The sequence below is a fragment of the Paenibacillus sp. tmac-D7 genome (assembly GCF_006519665.1).
GTDB classification, from domain to species: Bacteria; Bacillota; Bacilli; order Paenibacillales; family NBRC-103111; genus Paenibacillus_G; species Paenibacillus_G validus.
The window spans coordinates 114,141-134,736 of the sequence record NZ_VIDW01000005.1 but is presented as its reverse complement, the minus strand read 5'-3'; the positions used below and the strand labels follow the sequence as shown (position 1 = coordinate 134,736).

Genomic DNA, 20,596 nt, shown 5'->3' with positions numbered 1-20,596 from the left:
TCGCTTTGCTTCTTTTCAACCCGGCTCGCCTTCCCTTTCTTCCCGGTCGCAGTATACATGCATCGCTTTTTGCAAGAAAGCGGCATATCCCGGCTTGTTCTTATCGAGATTGGCGGTAAACCGACCATCGGTCACGTACAAATCCCCGAGACCGCGGAAAATCTCCAACGTACAATCGTAAAAATGTTCGGTGATGTACTGCCTCAGCTCTCCCACGCCTTCCTGTACCTCCGGGTCGGCCGGGCCGCGCTCCATGGCGGCGATAATTTTCGCGTTGATGGCCTCGTTCCTTGCCGTTATTCGCGCCCAATCTTCCTTCGTGTACGCGTTGGTCCGTTTCTCGACCGCGTCCATCGTCGCATCGCCGTATGTTTGCCGCGCTTCCGCGGCGTACTTTTTCTTGTGCTCCTCAATCGGCGTCATGTCGAAGCCCTCGAACAGTTCCTTGTCGCTCATTGCGCTCCCTCCTTCAATGGATTGGATCGTCCGGGTCACAGTGTCGATCATACCGTCAAGCCGCCGTTTCTTCTCCAGCAGCAGCTCCCGGTGCGCCTCGAGCGCGCTTTTCCGGTCAAAGCCGGGGCTATCCAGGATGGCTTTAATTTCGTTCAACGAGAACCCGACTTCACGGAAAAATAAAATTTGCTGCAGCCGTTCCATTTCCCGTTCCGTGTAGAAACGGTAGCCGGCCGAATTAACCGCCCCCGGCGTCAGCAGACCGATCTCATCGTAGTGATGCAGTGTGCGTACGCTCACCCCGGCGATCTCGGACACTTCCTTCACTTTATACGGCATCTCGTTCACCTCCCCCATTCATCGTAATCCATCACGCAACGTGAGGGTCAAGGATAAGAAAAAAGCAGAACCGTATTTCCGTATAGGAAATGCGTTCTGCTTGCTTCTTCGTCCAATCTTACTTAAACGCAGGCACAACCGCGCCATTGTATTTATCGTTAATAAACTTCTTCGTATCTTCGGAATTCAGCGCTTTCGCCAGCTTCTGGATCGCCTCCGAATCCTTGTTGTCCGGACGGGAGACGAGAATGTTCACATACGGCGAATCCTGGCCTTCGATGAACAGCGCGTCCTTCGTCGGCACGAGCTTCGCTTCAAGCGCATAGTTCGTGTTGATGAGCGCCAGATCGACTTCACCGAGCACGCGCGGCAGCATAGCGGCCTCAAGCTCTTTAATGGTCAGCTTTTTCTTGTATTCGACGATATCCTTGACAGTCCCCTTGACGCCGACGCCGTCTTTCAGCTTGATCAGGTTGTTCTTCTCCAACAGCGCAAGCGCGCGGCCTCCGTTGGACGGGTCGTTCGGGATCGCGACGGTGGCGCCGTCTTTGAGCTCCTCGATTTTCTTAATCTTTTGCGAGTAAGCACCGAACGGCTCGATGTGGACGCCGGTGACGGTGACGAGGTTCATGTTTTTATCCTTGTTGAACTGCTCCAGGTAAGGCGTATGCTGGAAGAAGTTGGCATCCAGCTGCTTTTCGAACACCTGTACGTTAGGCTGCACATAGTCGGTGAATTCTTTCACCTCGAGGTTAACGCCCTGCTCCTTCAGCTTGGCTTTGACCGAGTTCAAAATTTCAGCATGCGGCACAGCGGTTGCGCCGACCTTCAGTGTGACTTCTTTCTTCTCTCCGCCTGCGGCGCCCGCAGCGGGGGTGTTCGCGCTTGGCGCTGCTTCCTTCTGGCCGCAAGCGGCGATTGTGAAGGCGAGTACAGCGGATAATGCGGTAATCATGACTTTTTTCATTTCGAATTCCTCCCCATTTTTAACTGAACGATATCTATTTAGTAAATCCTTATTTCCGCTGGTATCTCCGCACGAGCCGGTCGCCCAGAGTTTGCAGGATTTGAACTAACGCGAGCAAAACGAGCACGGTGACGATCATCACCGTCGTTTGGAACCGCTGGTACCCGTAGCGAATCGCGAGATCGCCAAGACCGCCGCCTCCGATAACGCCCGACATCGCCGTGTAGGAGACGAGCGTCACGGCCGTGATCGTGATCGCCGCGATCAAGCCGGGACGGGCTTCAGGCAGCAGGACGCGGCTCACAATCTGTCCGTACGACGCGCCCATCGCCTGCGCCGCTTCGATAACCCCGCGGTCGACTTCGCGCAGCGCCGTTTCGACGAGCCGCGCGAAGAAGGGCGCGGCTGCAATCACGAGCGGCGGGATTGAGCCGGGAACGCCGATCGAGGTGCCGACAAGCAGCTTCGTGAACGGAATCACCATGATCATCAGGATGATGAAGGGTACGGACCGCAGCACATTGACGACCAGCGAGAGCACGCCGTACACCGTCCCGTGCTGAAGCATCTGGCCGCGCGAGGTCAGAAAGAGCAGGATGCCCAGCGGCAGCCCGATCAGCACCGTGAAAACGGTAGACAGCCCGAGCATGGTCAGCGTATCGAGCGTGGCACGGCCGATCTCCGTCCAATCGAGCTCCATCAGCTTATCCATAGCGGATCACCTCCACATCGAGACCGCGGCTGCGCAGCAGGGCTACCGTCTCCTCCGCGTCCGCCCGGCCGCCTTGAATTTCGACCACCATCTGTCCGTATGGCGTGTCCTTGATCCGGGAAATCGTCCCCTGCAGAATAACGAGCGGCACGCTGGCCTCCCGCATCGTTTCATACAGAATCGGCGCATACGTCTGTTCGCCCAAATACGTGATCCGCACGATCGTCCGCTCGTGCGCCGGCGAAGAGGCGGCCTGCAGCGGCTCCGAGCTGTCCGACAGCTGCTCCACGAACTCGCGCGTCGTCGGATGCTGCGGCTTCAGGAACACATCGGTCACGGGCCCGAGCTCTACGATTTTACCGCCGTCGATCACCGCCACCCGGTCGCAGATGGAGCGGATCACGTGCATCTCGTGCGTGATGAGCACGATCGTAATATGCAGCTTGCGGTTAATATCGAGCAGCAGCGCCAGAATCGAATTCGTCGTCTGCGGGTCCAAGGCGGACGTCGCCTCATCGCACAGCAGCACCTTCGGACTCGTCGCGAGCGCACGGGCGATGCCGACCCGCTGCTTCTGCCCGCCGGACAGCTGCGCCGGGTATTTCGCGCCATGCTCTTCCAGCCCGACCAGCTGCAGCAGCTCGCGCACACGGCGCTCCACCGCGCCCGGCTGCTGCTTCGCGAGCCTTAACGGGAACGCGATGTTATCCGCAACGGTAGCGGAAGAAAGCAGATTGAAATGCTGAAAGATCATCCCGATCGAGCTGCGCTCCTGCTGCAGCCGCCGGCCGTTCAACGCCGTCATCTCTACCCCGTCGACGAATACTTGTCCGCCTGTCGGCTGCTCCAGCACGTTAATCGTGCGAATCAGCGTGCTCTTTCCGGCGCCGGAGTGCCCGATAATCCCGAAGATTTCGCCTTTATTGACCGTGAGATCGATATTCCGCAGCGCCGCAATGGAACGGTCGCCGACCTGGTAGGTTTTCGATACGTTGCTCAGTTGGATCATGTCTTGTCGCACCTCATATGTTAAAGCACTGGCGTATAATTCCTAAGGGTTTGGCTAAATGGTGCGCCGATCTCATAGAATTTATACGCGAAGGGTATCCCCCATGCCATATGGCCCTTGGGCCATTAAATCTTTGATATGATACTAGCAAATCAGCCACCTGTCAATACCCTAGATTTTCCAACAACAGAAAAGACATTCCCGGGTACGAGAATGTCTCCGCTGTACGGATGACTTAATTCATACTAATTTAATAGGAATAGTGATATAATAGCACCGCGCATTTTCCCCTGTCAATAGACCGCTTTACCGCTGTTCCGCAGTTAACCGTTCATACAGGAAGTCCACGACGTGCTCCGCCTTCATCCGCTCCGTCATGCCTTCCAGCACGTGGCTCACATCCTTCACCCGCTCGGCAAAATCCTTCGCCGCCTCCGCATACGCCGGATCGTCGTGCAGCAAGTGCCGTACTATCGCGGGATACAGAGGCAGGGGCGTTGGAGCCCCGCCTACGGGGACCGGACGCAGCCGGGCGGGCAAACGCAGTCCGTCCACGGAAACGGCTTTTAGTAAAATGTGTAAATGATTTGTTACATAAATGAAATCTAATTTTCATCTGTCTTTAAGCTTCCCCGCCTATAATAGAACTCGACCCCCTTTTGATATATAAACTTTTAAGACCCGCAAGCCTTGCGCTCGCGGGTCTCTTTCTGTCTTGCCCACCTGCTCGTTCTCTGTGCTCTGTTGTTTTGTTGCCCTGCCCCTCTGTTTCTCTATTCCATCATTCCCCATGACGTCCTGGGCGAAGATCGCAACCCGACGATAGTCTTGATATAATGAACAGTAACTTACCACTGTGCAAAGGATGAGATAGCGGCGCATGGCATTCGGAATTAAACGAGAAGAATTGACGGCGTGGAAGGAAGCGGTGACGCGCGGGGAAATCGCTTATTTGACGCATTATTGGCTGGACCCGCGGTTTCCGGGCATTACGTCGGTGACCAAGGTAGGTTGTGCGGATCTCGAACGGCTCAAGGCATGGTGCCGCGGCCACGGCCTGAATCCCGCGTATATCCATAACCGCCCGCCCTATCCGCACTACGATCTGATCGGACCGAAACAGAAGGAAATATTGCGCCGGGAGCGGTTATGGGATCATTTGGAGCGCTTTAAGCTGTTATAAACCAGACACGGGGCCACGGCGGGGAGCAGGCGGCAAGAAAGGCAGCTCCGGCTCACTGTTCTTCGCTCGGCACAACCCTGGCCTTAATCGTGTCGAAAGGAACCGGTGTATAGTCCCAATGCTCGACGCTAACGTTGACGTACTGTGTCCCCTCGTACTTTTGCCCGTGGATGTGACCGTGAATGTTCACGTAGGGCATATGCTTGTTCATGTACATCGGCTCGTGGGACAGGAAGAAAAATCCGCCGTACACGATCGGATACTCGCTTACTTCATCGAACCCGGCGTCGAGCCACCAGCGGCGGCCGCGGCCCCGGTCGTGGTTGCCGAGAATCAGCACTTTGTACCCGTTAAGAGCGGACACGATCTGCTTCGTTTTCTCCATATTTAAGAACGAGAAATCGCCCAGATGAAACACCTGATCGTCCTTCCCCACCACAGCGTTCCACTTCTCCGTCATGACTCGCGTCATCTCTTCGCTACCGGTAAACGGCCTCGATTCGAAATCGATAATGTGCTTGTGGCCGAAGTGATGATCGGAGATCATAAATACGTTCGCCATCGTATCCCCCCTGTCGATCCTTAATACTGCCTCTAACCATCGGTTCCCTCATTCGATCCGGAATCGCATCGCAGCCCGGCACCGGCTACGCCCCTACCGGAGGCAGCTCCTCGCCCCGCTTGATTCGCTGCACGCCGTCCTCGCATACCCCGTACGGCTCCCAAGGGCAGCCGGCGCAGATCCGCCCGATGTCGCCTGCCTCCATCGTCTCATCGACCGCGCCGCATACGTCGGCCCAGCTCATCTCGCGGCCGACCCGCAGCCCGAGCTTCTCCAGCACGCGCGAATCGCGATGCGCTACGCTCGTTTCTTCGCAGTGCGGGGGCTTGTCCTTCGGATATGCGGCGCAGATGTCGTCCGGCCCCTCCACCAGCACGACCCGCGTCTGCGGCTGTTCACGAAGCCGCTCATAGATCGCCGTCATGTTGGTGCAAAAGTCGGGCGAGTAGCCCATCCCCCGGTAGCCTAGCAAACATAATAAATGATGCCCTCGAAGTCGAATCATCCGGTGTCCCATCCTTCCCCTTACTTGCGGTCCGTGGTGTCATGAAACAACAGGCTGCCCCGCGGGCAGCCTGATCTTCTCTTACTTATATTGGCGCCAGTCGAGACCGCTGTTGTTCAGCAAATGATCAAAGTCGTTCTCGAGACGCTTCTCTTCGGCCTTGCGGGCTTCCGCCGCTTTTTGCTTGGCGGCTTCCTCGCGTTTAGCCGCTTCCGCTTTCATATCGTCCGCCTGCGCCTTCAGCTTGTTCACGATATCCGGATTCAGAAGATCCTTCAACGTGGCCGGTTTATCGGAAGTAGCCGGCTGAGCGGCGGATGTCGGCCGTTTTTTCTTGACCATATCCATCACCTCGGTTTCATCCACATTATAGCAGGTTTCACCGGGTCGCACTACTGCGCGGTCCCCCGGCAATGGTTCGCATTTACTTATTAAAAATACATCGCTTGCTAAAATATAGTGAATTCATTACTCTTAGATTTAGAACATGAATCGGAGGTGCGAACCATGAAACTCGGAATTTTGGATCAATGCCAAGTCGGCGAAGGACAAACCGCCGCGGATGCGTTGAAGGAAACGACGCGGCTGGCGCAAGAAGCGGACCGGCTCGGCTATGCCCGATACTGGGTATCCGAGCATCACGGCAGCAGGATGCTGGCCTTCTCCAGTCCGGAGGTGCTGATCGCTCACCTGGCCGCGGCGACCTCGCGCATCCGTGTGGGCTCGGGCGGCGTGATGCTGCCTCATTACAGCTCTTATAAAGTGGCGGAAAACTTCAAGCTGCTTGAGGCGCTTCATCCGAACCGCATCGATCTCGGACTCGGCCGCGCACCGGGAGGCATGCCGCTGGCGACGCGAGCGCTGCAGGAGCATAAATATGTAGACACGGACCGCTATCCCCAGCAAGTCGCCGATTTAACGGGGGTCTTGTACGAATCGCTGCCTCCCGATCATCCGTACGCCAAATTGCAGGCGGCGCCTTCGATCGCAACTGCTCCCGACTTGTGGCTGCTCGGTTCAAGCGACGAGAGCGCCAAAATCGCGGCCCAACAGGGGACAGCCTACGGATTCGCGCAGTTCTTCGGCGCGCCCGGTGGGGAAGCGGCGATCCGGTATTACCGGGAGCACTTTCAACCGTCGAGCTTGAACGATCGTCCGCGAGCCCTTGCTGCGGTCCTGGTCGTATGCGCCGATACGGAGGACGAAGCGAACCGGTTGGCGACAAGCTCGGATCTGTTCTTCCTTCGCTTGGGCAGCGGCCTCGACCAGCATGCCTTCCCTTCCGTACAGACGGCTATGGACTATCCGTATACGGAATACGACCTGCTGCGCATTCGCGGGGCCCGTGAGCGCCGCTTCGTAGGCACGCCCGACCGCGTCAAGGCCCAACTGCTCGATTTTGCCGAGCGGTACGGCACCGATGAACTGATGATCGTCTCCCCGATTCACAACTTCGGCGCACGCGTACACTCCTACCGTCTGCTGGCCGACGCCTTCGGGCTTCCGCAGACGCCATGAACCGAACAAGCGACCGCTCCCCGATACAGACCGGGAACGGTCGCTTGCTCGATCTATCCGGTCCCGGCGACTTCCGCCCGGGATAACCGACTCTCTTTTAACCTGTGTATAACCTCGATTGTGGATATGTTAATGAATGTACTAAAACCTATGCACAGGAAGATGAGATAGCCTGTTAGTAATGTGTATAAGCCTGTGAATAACGCAGGTCATTTCCTTGTCAGATGCGGACGATCGTCTTGCCGCCGACCGGCAGCCGCCCCATGGACTGTTCACAGCTTCCTTACATTTCGGCTTGCTGGCCCGCATCCTGCTGCACCGCCGATTCCGGTTTGGCCTCCCGCCACGCCGGTACGCGCTTGCTGTTGTGCGCGCCGAGCATCATGCCGGTGCCGAGAGCGGTACATTCAAGCGGATGCTCGGCAATATGTACGGGAACCCCGGTCTCCTCGCGGATCCGTTCATCAATTCCTTCCAGCAGAGCACCGCCTCCGCACAGCAGAATCCCCTGCTCCACCACATCCCCGGCAAGCTCGGGCGGGCACCGCTCCAACGTCGCGCGAATAGCTTCGACCAGCAGCTGCAGGAAATCATCCACCACCGTGTAAATTTCCCGGGAGCTCAACTGGATCGAACGGGGCAATCCGTTAATCACATCCCGCCCCTTAATGCCGAGAGTACGTTCTTCGGAGGAAGCACGGGCCGTTCCGATTTGTTTCTTGATTTCTTCCGCCGTTCGTTCCCCGATCTCCAGGTTGTACTGCCGTTTCACATAATCCATAATATCTAGGTCAAGAGACATCCCCGCCCGGTTCACCGTATGGCTGGCCACAATGCCCCCGAGCGACAAGATGGCCACTTGACAGCTGCCTCCGCCAATATCGAGCACCAAATGACCGATCGGCTCGTCAATCGGAAGTCCTGCCCCGAGCGCAGCAGCCAGCGGTTCCTCGACCGCAATCGCCCGTTTGGCTCCCTTATGGACGATCGTTTCTTCAACGGCCCGCTTTTGCACATTGGTAATGCCGCAAGGCACGGAAATATATACTTGAGAGCTTCGCAGCAAAGACGAGCGGCCTTGTATTTTTTTGATAAAATGCTGAAGCATGCTGCTGGTCAGATCGAAATTGGCGATGACGCCATTCCTCAAGGGATAGGTGATGTCGACATGAGCGGGAGCTCGTCCGATCATCGCTTGCGCCTCCGCGCCTACGGCCAGCAATTCGCCGGTGCTTTGATGAAAGGCGACTACAGACGGTTCGCTCAGCACGATGCCTTTACCCTGCTCGAAGATCACCGTGTTTGACGTTCCTAAGTCAATACCGTATAACTTGTCAAATCGTTTAAACATGAAACTTCTCCTCCTTTATTGGAAACCCGATGCGCGATTTGGAGGTGGATCAGCCGGATCTTCTATAGTATTCTGCTTCACTTGCAAATTTGAGGGGTAACTAGCAAAAATCGTGAAAATCTTCAAATATTTTTGACAAAATACGACAGATCGTTTATTTTTAAATGATATAGAACTAAATACCTACGGCAAACTCGTTCGAAAGGCGGGGACGCAAAGCCACAGGTCTTCCGCAGTTTCTGCGATGATGGCTGGGTTGCAATTTAAGACACTACCTTTCGGTAGTGTTTTTTGCTTAGTGGGCGGTTTGTCATTCACAAGGTATGGATCAAAACTATCGTGGATGGGAGCAGCTATTTTGTTTACAAGAACTTCTTCACCTGTCGTTTCATTCTTTTACCTGGTCCTGTTGCTGGTCTTGGCTTGTTTGGGAAACATCATGAACCTGTCTCTATTTTATGGAGTCGACTTTATATTCGGCAGCATCTTTGTATGGCTCATCATGAAGCTCTATGGATTTAAATGGGGATTGATCGGGTCTGTTCTCGCAAGCAGCGCTACCTTAATTTTATGGAATCATCCGTATGCTATGCTGGTCTTTATTGCAGAGACGATATTCGTCGGCCTCTTCTACCGGCAGAAGATCAGCAACTTCGTCTTCCTGGTCGCGTTGTTCTGGATCCTGCTGGGCATGCCGATGATCTGGTTATCCTATCATTATGGATTGCAGATGGACGCTACGGCTACGTTGACAGTTATGCTTAAGGATGCTGTCAACAGTATTTTAAATGCTTTGATTGCAAGCCTTATCCTCACTTATTTGAGGGCTCCCATGGGGACCGGTCAAACCTCCAAAAAAACGTCCCGTTCTTTGTACGATATTCTTTTTAACATTTTTGTCGCCTTAATCGTCTTTCCCCTGCTGCTTGTCATGATCATGGTGAGCCGAGAGGAGATTAAGAAAACCGATGCGGCGATTCAGGAAGCGGCGGAACGCCAATCGGAAATCATTGAGAACGATATCAGCAACTGGAGAAACGTTCATGTGTCGGCTGTCGAGCAATTTTCCAATCTCGCGGCTGAAACTGATCTGAACGATGCAGAGGCTCTGCAGAGGCTTACTGCTCATTTTAAACAAATTTTTCCTGATTTTCATAATATGTTCATCACCAATGCTGCAGGAACAACCGTAACCTTCTATCCCTTACATAATATGAACGGCCAACCTACGCTCGGTTTGAACTTCTCGGACAGGCTGTACTTTATACAAAACAAAGAAAGCTTACAGCTTGTCATTTCCGATGTTTTCGCTGGAAGAGGCGGCGTGTCCGAACCCGTCGTAAATATCAGCGCTCCGATCATGAGCGGCCGGCAGTTCCAGGGCATTGCCGGCGGGGCCCTGGATCTCGGTTATATTAGCCAAAGAATTCAAGCACTCACAACATATACGAACATCCATGTTACCATCGTGGACCGCAACCGGCACGTGATCGCCAGCACCCGTTCCGCGAATGCCGTTATGCAGGAATATGACTGGAAAAAAGACGGCGAGATTCACGACTTGAAGGACGGCTTCTACTATTGGCTCCCCAAAAATATCAAAAATCCGATGAAACGGTGGGGAAACTCGTCATACATCAAGATCACGCCGTTATCAGGCCTTGGGGACTGGACCGTCATCGTGGAATCGTCGTTTGCGCCTTATCAGAACGGATTGTACAAGTCCTATATCAAAACACTTACGATCCTGTTGATTTGCGGACTGATCGCAATCATTACGTCCTTCTTCATCAGCCGTTCGATCGTAAGGCCGATCATTCGGTTAGCGCATACGACAACGGACTTACCCAATAAAATATTGGAGAAAAACGCCGTTCATTGGCCCAGCAGCCTATTGACCGAAATTACGATTCTCATTGCGAATTACCGGATCATGGCCGAGAGACTTCACTACATGTTTCGTGAAATTCAGCATCTTGCCTATTACGACCATTTAACAGGCCTTCCCAACCGGGTGCTGTTCAATCAGGAATTGGAAGTTTCGTTAGAGCAGAGTAAACGTAACGGGCAGACGGCAGCCATCCTTTTTATTGATTTTGATCGTTTTAAAGTGATTAACGATACCCTTGGACATCGGAACGGCGACCTTCTGCTGCAGCAAGTCGCGGAAAGGCTGAAAGGCAGCATCGAAAGCAATAATTTCCTCTCTCGTATGGGCGGAGACGAATTTACTGCGGTATTCCCGAACATGACCCGTGAACAAGCCGCCCAAGCCGCGCAAAGCATGCTTGATCTGTTTACCGCTCCTATCCTGATTAGCGGTCACGAAGTGTTCATCACCCCCAGTATCGGAATCAGCATGTATCCGGACGACGGGGAAGATCAGGAAACGCTTCTTAAGAATGCCGATCAAGCGATGTATGCCGCCAAAGACAAGGGCAAGAACATGTATCAATTTTATACGTCCGAAATGGATGAGGCTTCCTGCAATCAAATGACGCTGGAAACCATGATGCGTAAAGCGTTGGATCATGGCGAATTCGAGCTTTACTATCAGCCCAGAATGAATGTAAGGTCAGGAACGTTCAGCGGGCTGGAAGCCTTGATTCGCTGGAGACATCCGGAACGCGGCTGGATTCCTCCGACCGATTTTATTCCTCTGGCTGAAGAGACGGGGCTGATCAATCCGATCGGAGAGTGGGTTTTATATACGGCTTGCGCGCAAAATAAAGCTTGGCAGGATGCCGGATATCCGCCATTTTCCGTTTCCGTCAACCTGTCCGTCAGACAATTCCGGGAACAAAACCTTGTCGAGCTCATCCCCCGGGTACTGCGGGAATCCGGACTGAAGCCGCAATATCTGGAGCTGGAAATTACGGAGAACCTCAGTATGCATCATATGGAATATGTGCTGTCGATATTACATGAGATCAAAAGGTTGGGCGTCAAAATATCCATGGATGACTTCGGGACGGGCTATTCTTCGCTCAGCTATTTAAAAAAGTTTCCGATCGACCATCTTAAAATCGATCAATCCTTCATTCGGGATATCCAGGATCACAAGGAAGACCATTCGATTGTTAAAGCGATTATCGATATGGCGCACAGCCTTGGGATGATTGTCGTGGCGGAAGGCGTAGAAACAGAGGCTCAATCGGCCTTACTGCGCGAGATGAAGTGCGATGAGATTCAGGGCTATTTGATCAGTAAACCTAGTTCAGTAGAGGACATCGAGCACTTCCTGCAAACGGTCAAATTCTGATATCGCGACAAAATAAGAGGCAATCAACGCGTTTCCACATGATTGCCTCTTATTCATGAAGAGTTGGTTTAATCAGGCATGGCTTTTCTCTAAAGAAGCATCGTCGGCAACGGTTCTTTGTTTGCTTACTTCGATACGCCGGATACGATGGCTATCCTTCTTTAAGACAACGAAGGTCAACCCGTCATAAGTCCAGGATGTGCCGACTTCGATATCCGGATTGGCCGCGAATAGCCATCCCCCGATGGTGTCAACGCCATCGTTCTCCAAATCGCTACCGAACAGGTCGTTCACTTCACTCAAAAGCACCTTGCCGTCTAAAATATATTTGTCATCCTCGATTTTTTCGATTTCCTTGGCTTCATCGGCATCGAATTCGTCACGAATTTCTCCCACAATCTCCTCAAGGATATCTTCCATGGTGATCAGTCCCGACGTACCGCCGTATTCATCCACGAGAATCGCAATGTGAACCCGTTCTTTTTGCATTTTGGCCAGCAGCGTATTGACTGGCATGTATTCGGGTACCGTAAGTACCGGATGGACCAATTTATTGAAATCGAATGAATCAGGATTGTTATCATAAAGCAGGAAAAAATGTTTGGTGTTCACTATTCCCACAATATTGTCCTTGCTGTCCTTCGCTATAGGAAACCGCGTGTATTGCTCGCGGCGAATGATTTCCAGGTTTTCCTTCAATGTATTATTCGTATACAGACAAATCATGTCCGTTCTCGGAACCATGATTTCTCTTGCCAGCATGTCATCGAAAGCGAAGATGCGGTTCACGTAACCGTACTCCGTTTTATTGATTTTCCCGCTTTGATAGCTTTCCGAAACAATAATCTGAATCTCTTCTTCGGAATGCGCTTCCTCATGTTCCTTGGCCGGCTTTAAACCGACCATACGAATAAGGGCATTGGCCGACCCGTTTAATAACCAGATGAACGGATACATGATTTTATAAAATAACATGATCGGTTTCGCGACCAGCAAACTGATTTGCTCCGCCTTCTGAATAGCTAACGTTTTCGGCGCCAGCTCGCCAAGCACGACGTGAATATAGGTCATCAGAACGAAAGCGACAAGGAAGGATATTAAGCTGCTTACTTCAGCCCCAAGACCGAACGCATCAAACAGCGGATGCAGCAATTTCTCAACGGTCGGTTCACCCAGCCATCCAAGTCCCAAAGCCGTAATCGTAATCCCCAATTGGCACGCGGAAAGATACCCGTCGAGATTACTTTGAACTTTTTGCACCGCGATCGCATTATTTCGTCCTTCCGAGACCAACTGGTCTACCCGGCTGCCCCGTAACTTAATAATGGCAAACTCCGTCGCGACGAAAAATGCGGTAAGCAAAATAAGAACGGCTACAAGAAACAAATTTAGGCCCATATCAACCTTCCTTAGTCTATAATATTAGGATCACTCACATTTGAGAGTTCTTATGAACTTATTATATATTACGTCTTATGAATAATAAAACGGTATATGGGGCTGAATTCACCCTGTTTACGTTCTTTTCGTATTAAAGTTAACCCTAACAGGCATTTTTCATTCATTATCTCCCTTTGACAAACTCATACGAAACGTTTTATGATGAGTTCAATTGAACTCATAAAGATTGAAATGATGTAGAAGGAGAAGTTTTCATGGAGACTTTCACATTAACGCGTAAAGAAATGGCGATTATCCTCCTCTCCTTGAAAGGAAGAGCTACCCGATCTCCCCTCACTGTTCTGCAGGAGGCATGGAAAAAAAACCACCAGGCGGACATGGAGCACGGCACATCCCTATCCGCTTTTCTTTCTACCCATCTTCCCCCCGTGCTTGAGAAAATGATCAAGCATAATCGGGTTGAAGGCTTTTCTCTGCAAGACATCGTCTCTCTTGGCAATCAAATCGAATATACCAATATGTCCATTACCTCGATGCAGAATTGGGTAAAACGAGATTTCAAGGATTTTTTAGGTTCTCCCAAAGTAGGCAAAAAATATTCGGTCGATCAAGCCGCCATGCTTTTTATCATAGACGATCTAAAAAACTGCCTGGATTTCGAATCCATCCGGAAGCTGTTTGAAATTATATTCCAGCAGCCTGACGACGAGACTGACGACCTGCTGGCGCCTGCTGACTTATATGCGACCTACTCCCGTCTGTTCGAAGAGCTTGATGCAAACAACGACCAGCTGCTCGACGTTCAAGGACATGACTCGGGCAAGCGCAACCATGACGCTTTAACGGAATCGACCATTCGCCAGAAGGCGAATCAATTTGCGTGCAGCATGGAACATTTGAACCCTCAGCAAAGGGAAGCCGTCCGAAACATGCTGATGATTGCCATGGTCTCTGTTCAGACCGCTTATTTCCACTCCTTGGCGAGAAGGTATTTAAACGCTACGTTATTTCTTCATAACTTGAATTAACCGAAACTTTACGCGATGACTCCGTATCCGCAAGCAGTAAGGAAAACACAAACATCCCGATCCGCTTGTTACCTGGCGGATCGGGATGTTTGTTTGGATAAGCTGTGAGCCGCTGCGGCTTGTATGCTCCGTATTAGGAACGAACCTTGTTTGTGACAACGCCCAACTGCGGACTGCGAATTTCGATCTTGTCTCCCGGCTGAATCTCAAACGGGCCTGCGGGTGTCCCCGTCAGAATAATATCCCCCTGCTCCAAGGTAATAATGGAAGAAAAATAAGCGAGGATACGGGCAAAAGAGAAGCCCATCTCGGAAGCGGACGCCGATTGCTTTAATTCTCCGTTCTGGTAACTTTCGATACGAATGGAAAGCGGATCGTCCACCTTAACGAATGTCCCGAGCGGGGTGAACGTATCATAAATTTTCCCTTCGCCCATCACCTTCGGACCGACGGCCGTTAAATCGTTGGCGATTGCGTACCCGCCAACCGCGGACAAATCGGCCATTTCCTCCTCGGTAACGTTACGCAAGGTACGATTGACCAGCAGGGCAATTTCCACCTCTGCAATCACTTTCTCAGCCTGGCTCGGGATTTGAATCTCCTGACCGTCGCGTACAATCGTTGTCATCGGCTTCAGGAACAGATGAGGAACGTGATCCGGCGGGAAATTCTTCGCTTTCAGCAATGCCGGATAATGGGGCCCGATGCCGATTATTTTTGCCATGGTCTTGTCTCCTTTCATAAATCAGGAAAAAATCGAAATGAAAACCTCTTTAGGATACACTTATTCTTCGCCAGGCTGCAAATTTTTTTCAATATGGGCTACCGGGCCATCCCCTTCGTTGACTGATCCTTAAGCGTTGTCTACGGCAAATCGCTGAACTTCTTCCAGCGTCGGCAATGAACTTTGCGCGCCCGGGCGAGTGACCGTGATGGCCGCTACGATTTGCGCCTGCTTGACCGCCATATCGATATCCCGGTTCTTCACGTAGCTTGCCGTAAAGCCGCCGATGAAGCTATCTCCTGCAGCCGTCGTATCCTTTGCCTTCACTTGATGGGCCGGATACAGCTGGAAACGGTCTTTATCCACATAGCAGCACCCCTTGTCGCCCAGCGTGACCAGAACCGCTTTCACTCCTTTGGCCAGAAGGGACCGGGCCGCTTCCTGGAGACTACGTTCATCCGCAATCTCCATCCCGGATATTTCCGACAATTCATGTTCATTGGGGATCAGGATATCGACGTTCTTCAACATCTCTTCCTCCATGATTTTCGCTGGAGCCGGATTTAAAATGGTTGTTTTGCCGGCTTCCTTCGCCAATTGAAGGGCGCAGTTTACGGTTTCCATGGGAACTTCCAGCTGCAGCACGACCATCTCGCATTGTTCGATAACGTGTCTTTGGTTCCGGATATCGTCCGGCGTCAGGTCAAAGTTCGCCCCCGGGACGACAACGATATGGTTTTTCCCGCTTTGGTTCACCGTCACTAATGCGACTCCCGTTCTATTCGGAGAAGTTAGAATATGCCGGGCATCTACATTACTTTCTTTCAAAGAATCGAGCAGGGCGGAAGCATAAGAATCCGCTCCGACTTTGCCGATCATACCGACCGAGGCCTGCAGCTTTCCGATCGCTACCGCTTGATTGGCGCCCTTGCCGCCGGCTATTTCCGAGAACCCTGTTCCCAGAATGGTCTGGCCTTCATGAGGCATTTCCTCGACATTGATCACAATGTCCATATTCAGACTTCCAATAACTACGATATTTGGATTCATAAGCTCGTGTCCTTTCTTGTTGAATCTCTCGGGATTAAGGTTACCTCTAATTCATGAACCTTATTTTCCACATCGACCCCATTGACTTTCTGAATAAGCAGCTTGGTTGCTAACGCGCCAAGTTCATAGATCGGCTGGGCGACGGTCGTGATTTCCGGTTCGACAGCCTCTGTCAGATGAATCCCGTCAAACCCGCAAACAGCCACTTGCTCCGGTACCTTGATCCCCATCCGAAGCAGCGTCTTTAATACGCCTACCGCCATCAGATCATTACCTACGAAAATCCCGTCGACATCCGGGTGCCGCTGCATTAACTCTTTCGCAGCAGACATTCCGCCGTCCAGACGAAAATTCCCCGGCACCATCAAGGTCGGCGTGTACCACCCAAAATCTTTAACCGTCTCCTCGTATCCTCTAAGCCGCTCTTTGGCCGTCAAGATATCCTGCGGACCGTAGATATGCGCAATCTTCCTGGATCCCCTATCCAGTAAATGCCGGACGGCCATCCTGGCCCCTTCCAAATTGTTCGAACGAACAACGCTGCACGCTTCTCCAGCAGGAGCACGATCCAGCACCACGAATGGGATCTTGTTGCTTCTCAAGCGGACGACGTCATCCCTTTGCAGCGTATGTGAAGAGAAAATAATGCCATCGACATACCGCTGCTTCAAAACCTCGATGTACGACTTCTCCTTGTCTCCCTGATCGTCCGAATTGCCAAAAAGTACGGTATACCCATACGAACGGGCCACATCCTCGACAGCTCTCGCCAATTCGGGGAAGAACGGGTTCGTTATATTCGGGAGTATTAGGGCGATCGTTCCCGTCTTTTTACTCGCCAGCCCTCTTGCAACAGCATTGGGTTCATACTGCAATTTCTGTATGGCCTGTTTCACCTTTTGTTCGGTTTCTTGATTCACATAGCCATTCTTGTTCAATACGCGGGATACCGTTGAAGCGGACACCCCGGATAATTTCGCTACATCCCGGATCGTTGTCACTGACAGCCCCCTTTCCCAAACGGGTGCATGATAGCCCCAATAATATGAAACCGGTACCATACTTTATGTTTACGAGTATACGTTGGAATCATTTTACTGTCAACACCTATCCATGAGGCTGCCCATACCACTGGTTTCCCTTAGGGAACCGGTACCACATCAACGGCACAAGCGGAAAATGAAAAAGCCACTTTCAACAAGTGGCTTACGGAAGTATTATTCAGGACGCTCCATGACAAACATGGAGCCTAGCTTGGCATAATAATTACCTGCCATGCGACTGACCGGATTCAGTTTGCCGGGATCGATATAACCGTTCACATAGACGTCCTCCGCCAGGTGGAAGCGGACGACGCGGACGATCAGCAAATCGCAGGCGGGTTGACTGCCGGCACCGCCAAGCGGTATCGCTTGTTCGAGCAAGCATTCCATACGGATTTTGGCTTCCTTCACCCCCGGTACGCCGATCGTTTCACTGGCAACCGGCGTGAAGCCCGCCCTTGCAACTTCGCTCTCGAACGGGGGTAAATTGGCCGCCGTTTCATTCACTTGGCCGATGATCGATTCGTCCGTAATATGAATAACCAGGGCGCCGGCCTCAATCGCGTTCCTCGCCGTATCTTTCATCGCGCCTTGGTTCCGCTGAACAGCTACTGAGAGCATAGGCGGCTGGCTCGCTACAATCGAAAAGTAACTGAAAGGAGCCGCATTCAATACCCCGTCCTTCGATAGCGTAGTCACCAACGCGATCGGCCTGGGGACGATACTCCCGATCAACAGCTTATAATTGTCCCGCTCGCTCTGAGCGGCCGGATCTATAGATATCATCGTTATCTCCCGTCGATATCGGAATATTCGGTGAAGTGCTTGCGAAACCATAACGCGGCCGCGGCCGCTTCCGTAGACGTCAATTGATGTCCGTAACGCTCCCAATGTACCGTAACGGATGCGCCCGCTCCGCCGAGAAGCTCTTGAAGCTCTTCGGTTTCCCGCGCCGGACATATCGGATCATTAGTCCCGGCGCCGATAAAGACCGGAGTACCGGACAAATCCGGAATCGGAATCCCTCTCCGCGGAACCATCGGATGGTGGAGAATGGCGCCTTTCCAGGTGTGTTCATAATGGAAGAGCAGGCTGCCTGCGATATTCGCTCCATTGGAGTACCCTACCGCCACGAGATTGCCGCGGTCGAACCCATATTGACTTGCGGCCTGATCCAGAAAATCGTGCACTTCCTTCGTACGGAAGATCAAATCCTCCTCATCGAATACGCCTTCCGCCAAGCGCCGGAAAAAACGCGGCATCCCGTTTTCCAGCACATTGCCCCTAAGGCTGAGAACGGAGGACTCTGGCGCGATATGCTTGGCTAGCGGCAGCAGATCGCGTTCCGTTCCCCCGGTGCCGTGGAAAAGAACCAAGGTCGGCGCCTCTTGGCGGGTCCCCTTGTCAAAAATATGGTTCATTTCTGCTTCTCCTCCAATACCCGTACTTCGATCGGGAGCAGGTTCGCCTCAATTTGGGAACGATGCGGCTCAAACCACTCCGGCAGCATCAGCTTCTCGCCTAACGCGTCGGCAGGCTCATCTAAAGCAAATCCCGGCGGATCCGTAGCGATCTCGAACAGTATGCCCCCGGCCTCGCGGAAATAAAGCGCATTGAAATATTGGCGGTCTACGATAGGGGTCGGGCGATAACCATACTTCTCCACCGAATTTCTCCACTCCGCATGCTGCTCGAAATCGTGGGCCCGCCAAGCGATATGATGAACGGTTCCGGCGCCGTCGCTGCCTCCGTTCATGGCCGAGAGCGGCACATCGATAACGTTGCCGATATCGCCGAACGACCGGTAACGGGCATACGCGACATCTTCGGCGACCTTGCTCAAACCAAGCAAATGTTCCAACGCGTCCATCGTTCTCTTCGGGTTGACGCTGAATAGAACGGCGCCGCCAAAACCCTTGATCGCCTTATCAGCCGGAATGCCGCCGAACGACCAGCCGCTGTTCGGTCCCTCTTCACGTTCGACGAGTTCAAGGCCTAAGCCCTCATTGTCCGTGAATTGAAGGTAGTTCTCCGAGAACCGGGTTACATTCTTAACCGGAACGCCGAAGCCTTCCAGACGACTCTCCCAGAAGCCTAGCGAGCCTTGCGGCACGACATATGTCGTTATGCCCACTTGGCCGCCTCCGATTCGTCCCCTGCGCGCTTGCGGCCAAGGAAAGAACGTGATAATGGTTCCGGGGCTTCCTGCTTCATTGCCGAAGTACAGGTGATACACTTCCGGAGCATCGAAGTTGATCGTTCTCTTCACCAAGCGAAGTCCGAGAACACCCGCGTAGAAATCGACGTTCGCCTGCGGATTGCTTGCAAATGCGGTAATGTGATGAATGCCAGCCGTTCTTAGCGTCATGTAAAGTCCTCCCTTAATTCATTAATTTCCCCTACTTGTTCCTATCCATCCATAGGCCGTACCCATCATGCCGGTTTAGTTCAGAAGTGCATCCAAAGAATACGAGCCCGCGCCAGTCAAGGCGACTGCGATGGCGACCGCAATCAGAACGAGCGGGTATTCATAACCGTTGGTTGTCGACCAAACGCCGTTCTTGCCGTGTACTTTGACAATCGCGCCAAGCATAGTCACGGTAATGAGCGCAGCGGCCAGCGGAGTAAACAGTCCTGCAGCAAGCAGTGCGCCTCCAAGCAGCTCCATCAGCCCGGCCAACACGGCCATCGTAACTCCCGGCTTAATTCCTACCGATTCCATCCATCCGCCCGTTCCTTTCGGGCCGTAACCGCCGAACCAGCCGAACAACTTCTGGGCTCCATGCCCGATAAACAATAATCCAACGACCAGACGAACCACTAATAATCCAAGAGACAACATGACAATGACCCTCCATATATTTTAATTTCAATAATCTTTAATTTAAGATATTAGGCAAAACTATCGAGCCACGCGTCTAGCCATCCTCCGCCCCTTTTCCCAGCTTCTTGAGCAGTTCGATCGCGGCTTGCTTTTCATCGGGCGACAGAGCCTTCATGAAGGAGTCGATCACCGCGGCATGCTTGGGAAAAATACGGTCAAACCATGCATTCCCCTCCTCCGTAATTTCCGCATAAATGACCCTTCGGTCCTCCTTGCACGGTACGCGTTTCAATAGTCCCTTCTTCTCCAGCTTGTCGATATTGTAGGTTATGCTTCCGCTTGTAATTAATATTTTTTCCCCGATTTGCTGTAAAGGAACTTTCCCCTTCGTATACAACAATTCAAGAATCGTAAATTCGGAAGAGGACAACCCGTATTGCTTCATATCTTTGACAGCCCGGTCCATAACGGTCTTGTATGCTTTGGAAAGTACAACGAACAGCTTCAGGGATCTCAAACTGGAATCATCCAGATGAATCGTCATTGAAATCACCTCCCCTTAATATCTTAATTTAAATTATCTTTAATTAAAGATATATGATTATTCCAATCATGTCAATACGTTCAGCAGAAGATTTTTGGACAGCAGCAGCGGAACACCT

The 20,596-nt window shown here is 52.2% G+C and carries 22 protein-coding genes and 1 riboswitch; of the genes, 4 read left to right on the top strand and 18 right to left on the bottom strand.

The genetic code is table 11. The features are described 5' to 3' along the window. Positions 1 to 15: 15 nt before the first annotated feature. The 5 genes from FKP33_RS05645 to FKP33_RS05625 form a co-directional block, all read right to left on the bottom strand. Positions 16 to 795 carry a MerR family transcriptional regulator gene (locus FKP33_RS05645; protein WP_141334130.1) on the bottom strand — a complete coding sequence of 260 codons (780 nt, stop codon included), beginning with the start codon at positions 793 to 795 and terminating at the stop codon, positions 16 to 18. 118 nt (positions 796 to 913) lie between these two features. After that, a complete protein-coding gene (locus FKP33_RS05640; RefSeq protein ID WP_127606760.1) occupies positions 914 to 1,762 on the bottom strand; it encodes a MetQ/NlpA family ABC transporter substrate-binding protein in 849 nt (282 codons plus the stop codon). A gap of 49 nt (positions 1,763 to 1,811) precedes the next feature. Continuing rightward, on the bottom strand, positions 1,812 to 2,474 hold the full coding sequence (locus FKP33_RS05635) for a methionine ABC transporter permease (protein WP_054795768.1): 663 nt from the start codon (positions 2,472 to 2,474) through the stop codon (positions 1,812 to 1,814). Further along, positions 2,467 to 3,483, bottom strand: a complete 1,017-nt coding sequence (locus FKP33_RS05630; RefSeq protein ID WP_054795767.1) for a methionine ABC transporter ATP-binding protein — start codon at positions 3,481 to 3,483, stop codon at positions 2,467 to 2,469. Before FKP33_RS05630 ends, FKP33_RS05635 begins: the two co-directional genes overlap by 8 nt. A gap of 306 nt (positions 3,484 to 3,789) precedes the next feature. Continuing rightward, positions 3,790 to 4,038: a hypothetical protein gene (locus FKP33_RS05625; RefSeq protein WP_141334128.1), complete on the bottom strand. Its 249-nt coding sequence runs from the start codon at positions 4,036 to 4,038 to the stop codon at positions 3,790 to 3,792. A gap of 325 nt (positions 4,039 to 4,363) precedes the next feature. On the opposite strand from FKP33_RS05625, the gene FKP33_RS05620 reads away from it, so the two are divergent. Then, positions 4,364 to 4,666, top strand: a complete 303-nt coding sequence (locus tag FKP33_RS05620) for a hypothetical protein (protein ID WP_141334127.1) — start codon at positions 4,364 to 4,366, stop codon at positions 4,664 to 4,666. A 52-nt stretch (positions 4,667 to 4,718) separates the two neighbouring features. Here the strand turns inward: FKP33_RS05620 and FKP33_RS05615 are convergent, their stop codons facing one another. From FKP33_RS05615 to FKP33_RS05605, 3 genes are all read right to left on the bottom strand, one after another. Continuing rightward, entirely contained in the window at positions 4,719 to 5,228 is a 510-nt protein-coding gene (locus FKP33_RS05615; protein ID WP_127606754.1) for a metallophosphoesterase, read from the bottom strand. 85 nt (positions 5,229 to 5,313) lie between these two features. Further along, a complete protein-coding gene (locus FKP33_RS05610) occupies positions 5,314 to 5,733 on the bottom strand; it encodes a DUF1284 domain-containing protein (protein ID WP_127606752.1) in 420 nt (139 codons plus the stop codon). A gap of 81 nt (positions 5,734 to 5,814) precedes the next feature. Beyond that, positions 5,815 to 6,075: a YqkE family protein gene (locus FKP33_RS05605; RefSeq protein ID WP_127606852.1), complete on the bottom strand. Its 261-nt coding sequence runs from the start codon at positions 6,073 to 6,075 to the stop codon at positions 5,815 to 5,817. Between the two features lie 165 nt (positions 6,076 to 6,240). On the opposite strand from FKP33_RS05605, the gene FKP33_RS05600 reads away from it, so the two are divergent. After that, complete coding sequence (locus FKP33_RS05600; protein ID WP_141334125.1) at positions 6,241 to 7,251, top strand: LLM class flavin-dependent oxidoreductase; 1,011 nt, start codon at positions 6,241 to 6,243, stop codon at positions 7,249 to 7,251. 283 nt (positions 7,252 to 7,534) lie between these two features. On the opposite strand, the gene mreB is transcribed toward FKP33_RS05600, so the two are convergent. After that, positions 7,535 to 8,602 carry a rod shape-determining protein gene (gene mreB, locus FKP33_RS05595; protein ID WP_127606748.1) on the bottom strand — a complete coding sequence of 356 codons (1,068 nt, stop codon included), beginning with the start codon at positions 8,600 to 8,602 and terminating at the stop codon, positions 7,535 to 7,537. Between the two features lie 177 nt (positions 8,603 to 8,779). Then, positions 8,780 to 8,866: riboswitch (cyclic di-GMP riboswitch) on the top strand. Positions 8,867 to 8,960: 94 nt separating this feature from the next. Here mreB and FKP33_RS05590 point away from each other — a divergent pair. After that, positions 8,961 to 11,864, top strand: a complete 2,904-nt coding sequence (locus tag FKP33_RS05590) for an EAL domain-containing protein (RefSeq protein ID WP_181410051.1) — start codon at positions 8,961 to 8,963, stop codon at positions 11,862 to 11,864. Between the two features lie 72 nt (positions 11,865 to 11,936). On the opposite strand, the gene FKP33_RS05585 is transcribed toward FKP33_RS05590, so the two are convergent. After that, on the bottom strand, positions 11,937 to 13,262 hold the full coding sequence (locus tag FKP33_RS05585; protein ID WP_127606744.1) for a hemolysin family protein: 1,326 nt from the start codon (positions 13,260 to 13,262) through the stop codon (positions 11,937 to 11,939). A gap of 257 nt (positions 13,263 to 13,519) precedes the next feature. Between FKP33_RS05585 and FKP33_RS05580 the strand changes: the two genes are divergently transcribed. Continuing rightward, positions 13,520 to 14,293 (top strand): DUF1836 domain-containing protein, encoded by a 774-nt coding sequence (locus FKP33_RS05580; protein WP_127606742.1) that lies wholly within the window; start codon positions 13,520 to 13,522, stop codon positions 14,291 to 14,293. Between the two features lie 133 nt (positions 14,294 to 14,426). Here the strand turns inward: FKP33_RS05580 and FKP33_RS05575 are convergent, their stop codons facing one another. The 8 genes from FKP33_RS05575 to FKP33_RS05540 form a co-directional block, all read right to left on the bottom strand. Beyond that, a complete protein-coding gene (locus FKP33_RS05575) occupies positions 14,427 to 15,017 on the bottom strand; it encodes a fumarylacetoacetate hydrolase family protein (protein WP_054799122.1) in 591 nt (196 codons plus the stop codon). Positions 15,018 to 15,146: 129 nt separating this feature from the next. Beyond that, positions 15,147 to 16,067 (bottom strand): ribokinase, encoded by a 921-nt coding sequence (gene rbsK, locus FKP33_RS05570; RefSeq protein ID WP_054795759.1) that lies wholly within the window; start codon positions 16,065 to 16,067, stop codon positions 15,147 to 15,149. After that, positions 16,064 to 17,068, bottom strand: a complete 1,005-nt coding sequence (locus tag FKP33_RS05565) for a LacI family DNA-binding transcriptional regulator (RefSeq protein ID WP_141334121.1) — start codon at positions 17,066 to 17,068, stop codon at positions 16,064 to 16,066. The genes rbsK and FKP33_RS05565 overlap by 4 nt, the downstream gene beginning before the upstream one ends. A gap of 216 nt (positions 17,069 to 17,284) precedes the next feature. After that, positions 17,285 to 17,896 (bottom strand): flavin reductase family protein, encoded by a 612-nt coding sequence (locus tag FKP33_RS05560; protein WP_141334120.1) that lies wholly within the window; start codon positions 17,894 to 17,896, stop codon positions 17,285 to 17,287. 2 nt (positions 17,897 to 17,898) lie between these two features. Beyond that, complete coding sequence (locus FKP33_RS05555) at positions 17,899 to 18,531, bottom strand: alpha/beta hydrolase (protein ID WP_127606734.1); 633 nt, start codon at positions 18,529 to 18,531, stop codon at positions 17,899 to 17,901. After that, positions 18,528 to 19,478: a ring-cleaving dioxygenase gene (locus tag FKP33_RS05550; protein WP_141334118.1), complete on the bottom strand. Its 951-nt coding sequence runs from the start codon at positions 19,476 to 19,478 to the stop codon at positions 18,528 to 18,530. Before FKP33_RS05550 ends, FKP33_RS05555 begins: the two co-directional genes overlap by 4 nt. 75 nt (positions 19,479 to 19,553) lie before the next feature. Next, positions 19,554 to 19,952, bottom strand: a complete 399-nt coding sequence (locus tag FKP33_RS05545) for a DoxX family protein (protein WP_054799119.1) — start codon at positions 19,950 to 19,952, stop codon at positions 19,554 to 19,556. A 76-nt stretch (positions 19,953 to 20,028) separates the two neighbouring features. After that, positions 20,029 to 20,478, bottom strand: coding sequence for a MarR family winged helix-turn-helix transcriptional regulator (locus FKP33_RS05540; protein WP_127606730.1), 450 nt, complete (start codon positions 20,476 to 20,478; stop codon positions 20,029 to 20,031). Positions 20,479 to 20,596 lie beyond the last annotated feature (118 nt).

What these genes read in the sequence shown, in the direction of transcription:
- FKP33_RS05645 (WP_141334130.1), bottom strand. Translation starts at nt 795, where the DNA reads ATGCCGTATAAAGTGAAGGAAGTGTCCGAGATCGCCGGGGTGAGCGTA.
- FKP33_RS05640 (WP_127606760.1), bottom strand. Translation starts at nt 1,762, where the DNA reads ATGAAAAAAGTCATGATTACCGCATTATCCGCTGTACTCGCCTTCACA.
- FKP33_RS05635 (WP_054795768.1), bottom strand. Translation starts at nt 2,474, where the DNA reads ATGGATAAGCTGATGGAGCTCGATTGGACGGAGATCGGCCGTGCCACG.
- FKP33_RS05630 (WP_054795767.1), bottom strand. Translation starts at nt 3,483, where the DNA reads ATGATCCAACTGAGCAACGTATCGAAAACCTACCAGGTCGGCGACCGT.
- FKP33_RS05620 (WP_141334127.1), top strand. Translation starts at nt 4,364, where the DNA reads ATGGCATTCGGAATTAAACGAGAAGAATTGACGGCGTGGAAGGAAGCG.
- FKP33_RS05615 (WP_127606754.1), bottom strand. Translation starts at nt 5,228, where the DNA reads ATGGCGAACGTATTTATGATCTCCGATCATCACTTCGGCCACAAGCAC.
- FKP33_RS05610 (WP_127606752.1), bottom strand. Translation starts at nt 5,733, where the DNA reads ATGATTCGACTTCGAGGGCATCATTTATTATGTTTGCTAGGCTACCGG.
- FKP33_RS05605 (WP_127606852.1), bottom strand. Translation starts at nt 6,075, where the DNA reads ATGGTCAAGAAAAAACGGCCGACATCCGCCGCTCAGCCGGCTACTTCC.
- FKP33_RS05600 (WP_141334125.1), top strand. Translation starts at nt 6,241, where the DNA reads ATGAAACTCGGAATTTTGGATCAATGCCAAGTCGGCGAAGGACAAACC.
- mreB (WP_127606748.1), bottom strand. Translation starts at nt 8,602, where the DNA reads ATGTTTAAACGATTTGACAAGTTATACGGTATTGACTTAGGAACGTCA.
- FKP33_RS05585 (WP_127606744.1), bottom strand. Translation starts at nt 13,262, where the DNA reads ATGGGCCTAAATTTGTTTCTTGTAGCCGTTCTTATTTTGCTTACCGCA.
- FKP33_RS05580 (WP_127606742.1), top strand. Translation starts at nt 13,520, where the DNA reads ATGGAGACTTTCACATTAACGCGTAAAGAAATGGCGATTATCCTCCTC.
- FKP33_RS05575 (WP_054799122.1), bottom strand. Translation starts at nt 15,017, where the DNA reads ATGGCAAAAATAATCGGCATCGGGCCCCATTATCCGGCATTGCTGAAA.
- rbsK (WP_054795759.1), bottom strand. Translation starts at nt 16,067, where the DNA reads ATGAATCCAAATATCGTAGTTATTGGAAGTCTGAATATGGACATTGTG.
- FKP33_RS05560 (WP_141334120.1), bottom strand. Translation starts at nt 17,896, where the DNA reads ATGATATCTATAGATCCGGCCGCTCAGAGCGAGCGGGACAATTATAAG.
- FKP33_RS05555 (WP_127606734.1), bottom strand. Translation starts at nt 18,531, where the DNA reads ATGAACCATATTTTTGACAAGGGGACCCGCCAAGAGGCGCCGACCTTG.
- FKP33_RS05550 (WP_141334118.1), bottom strand. Translation starts at nt 19,478, where the DNA reads ATGACGCTAAGAACGGCTGGCATTCATCACATTACCGCATTTGCAAGC.
- FKP33_RS05545 (WP_054799119.1), bottom strand. Translation starts at nt 19,952, where the DNA reads ATGTTGTCTCTTGGATTATTAGTGGTTCGTCTGGTCGTTGGATTATTG.
- FKP33_RS05540 (WP_127606730.1), bottom strand. Translation starts at nt 20,478, where the DNA reads ATGACGATTCATCTGGATGATTCCAGTTTGAGATCCCTGAAGCTGTTC.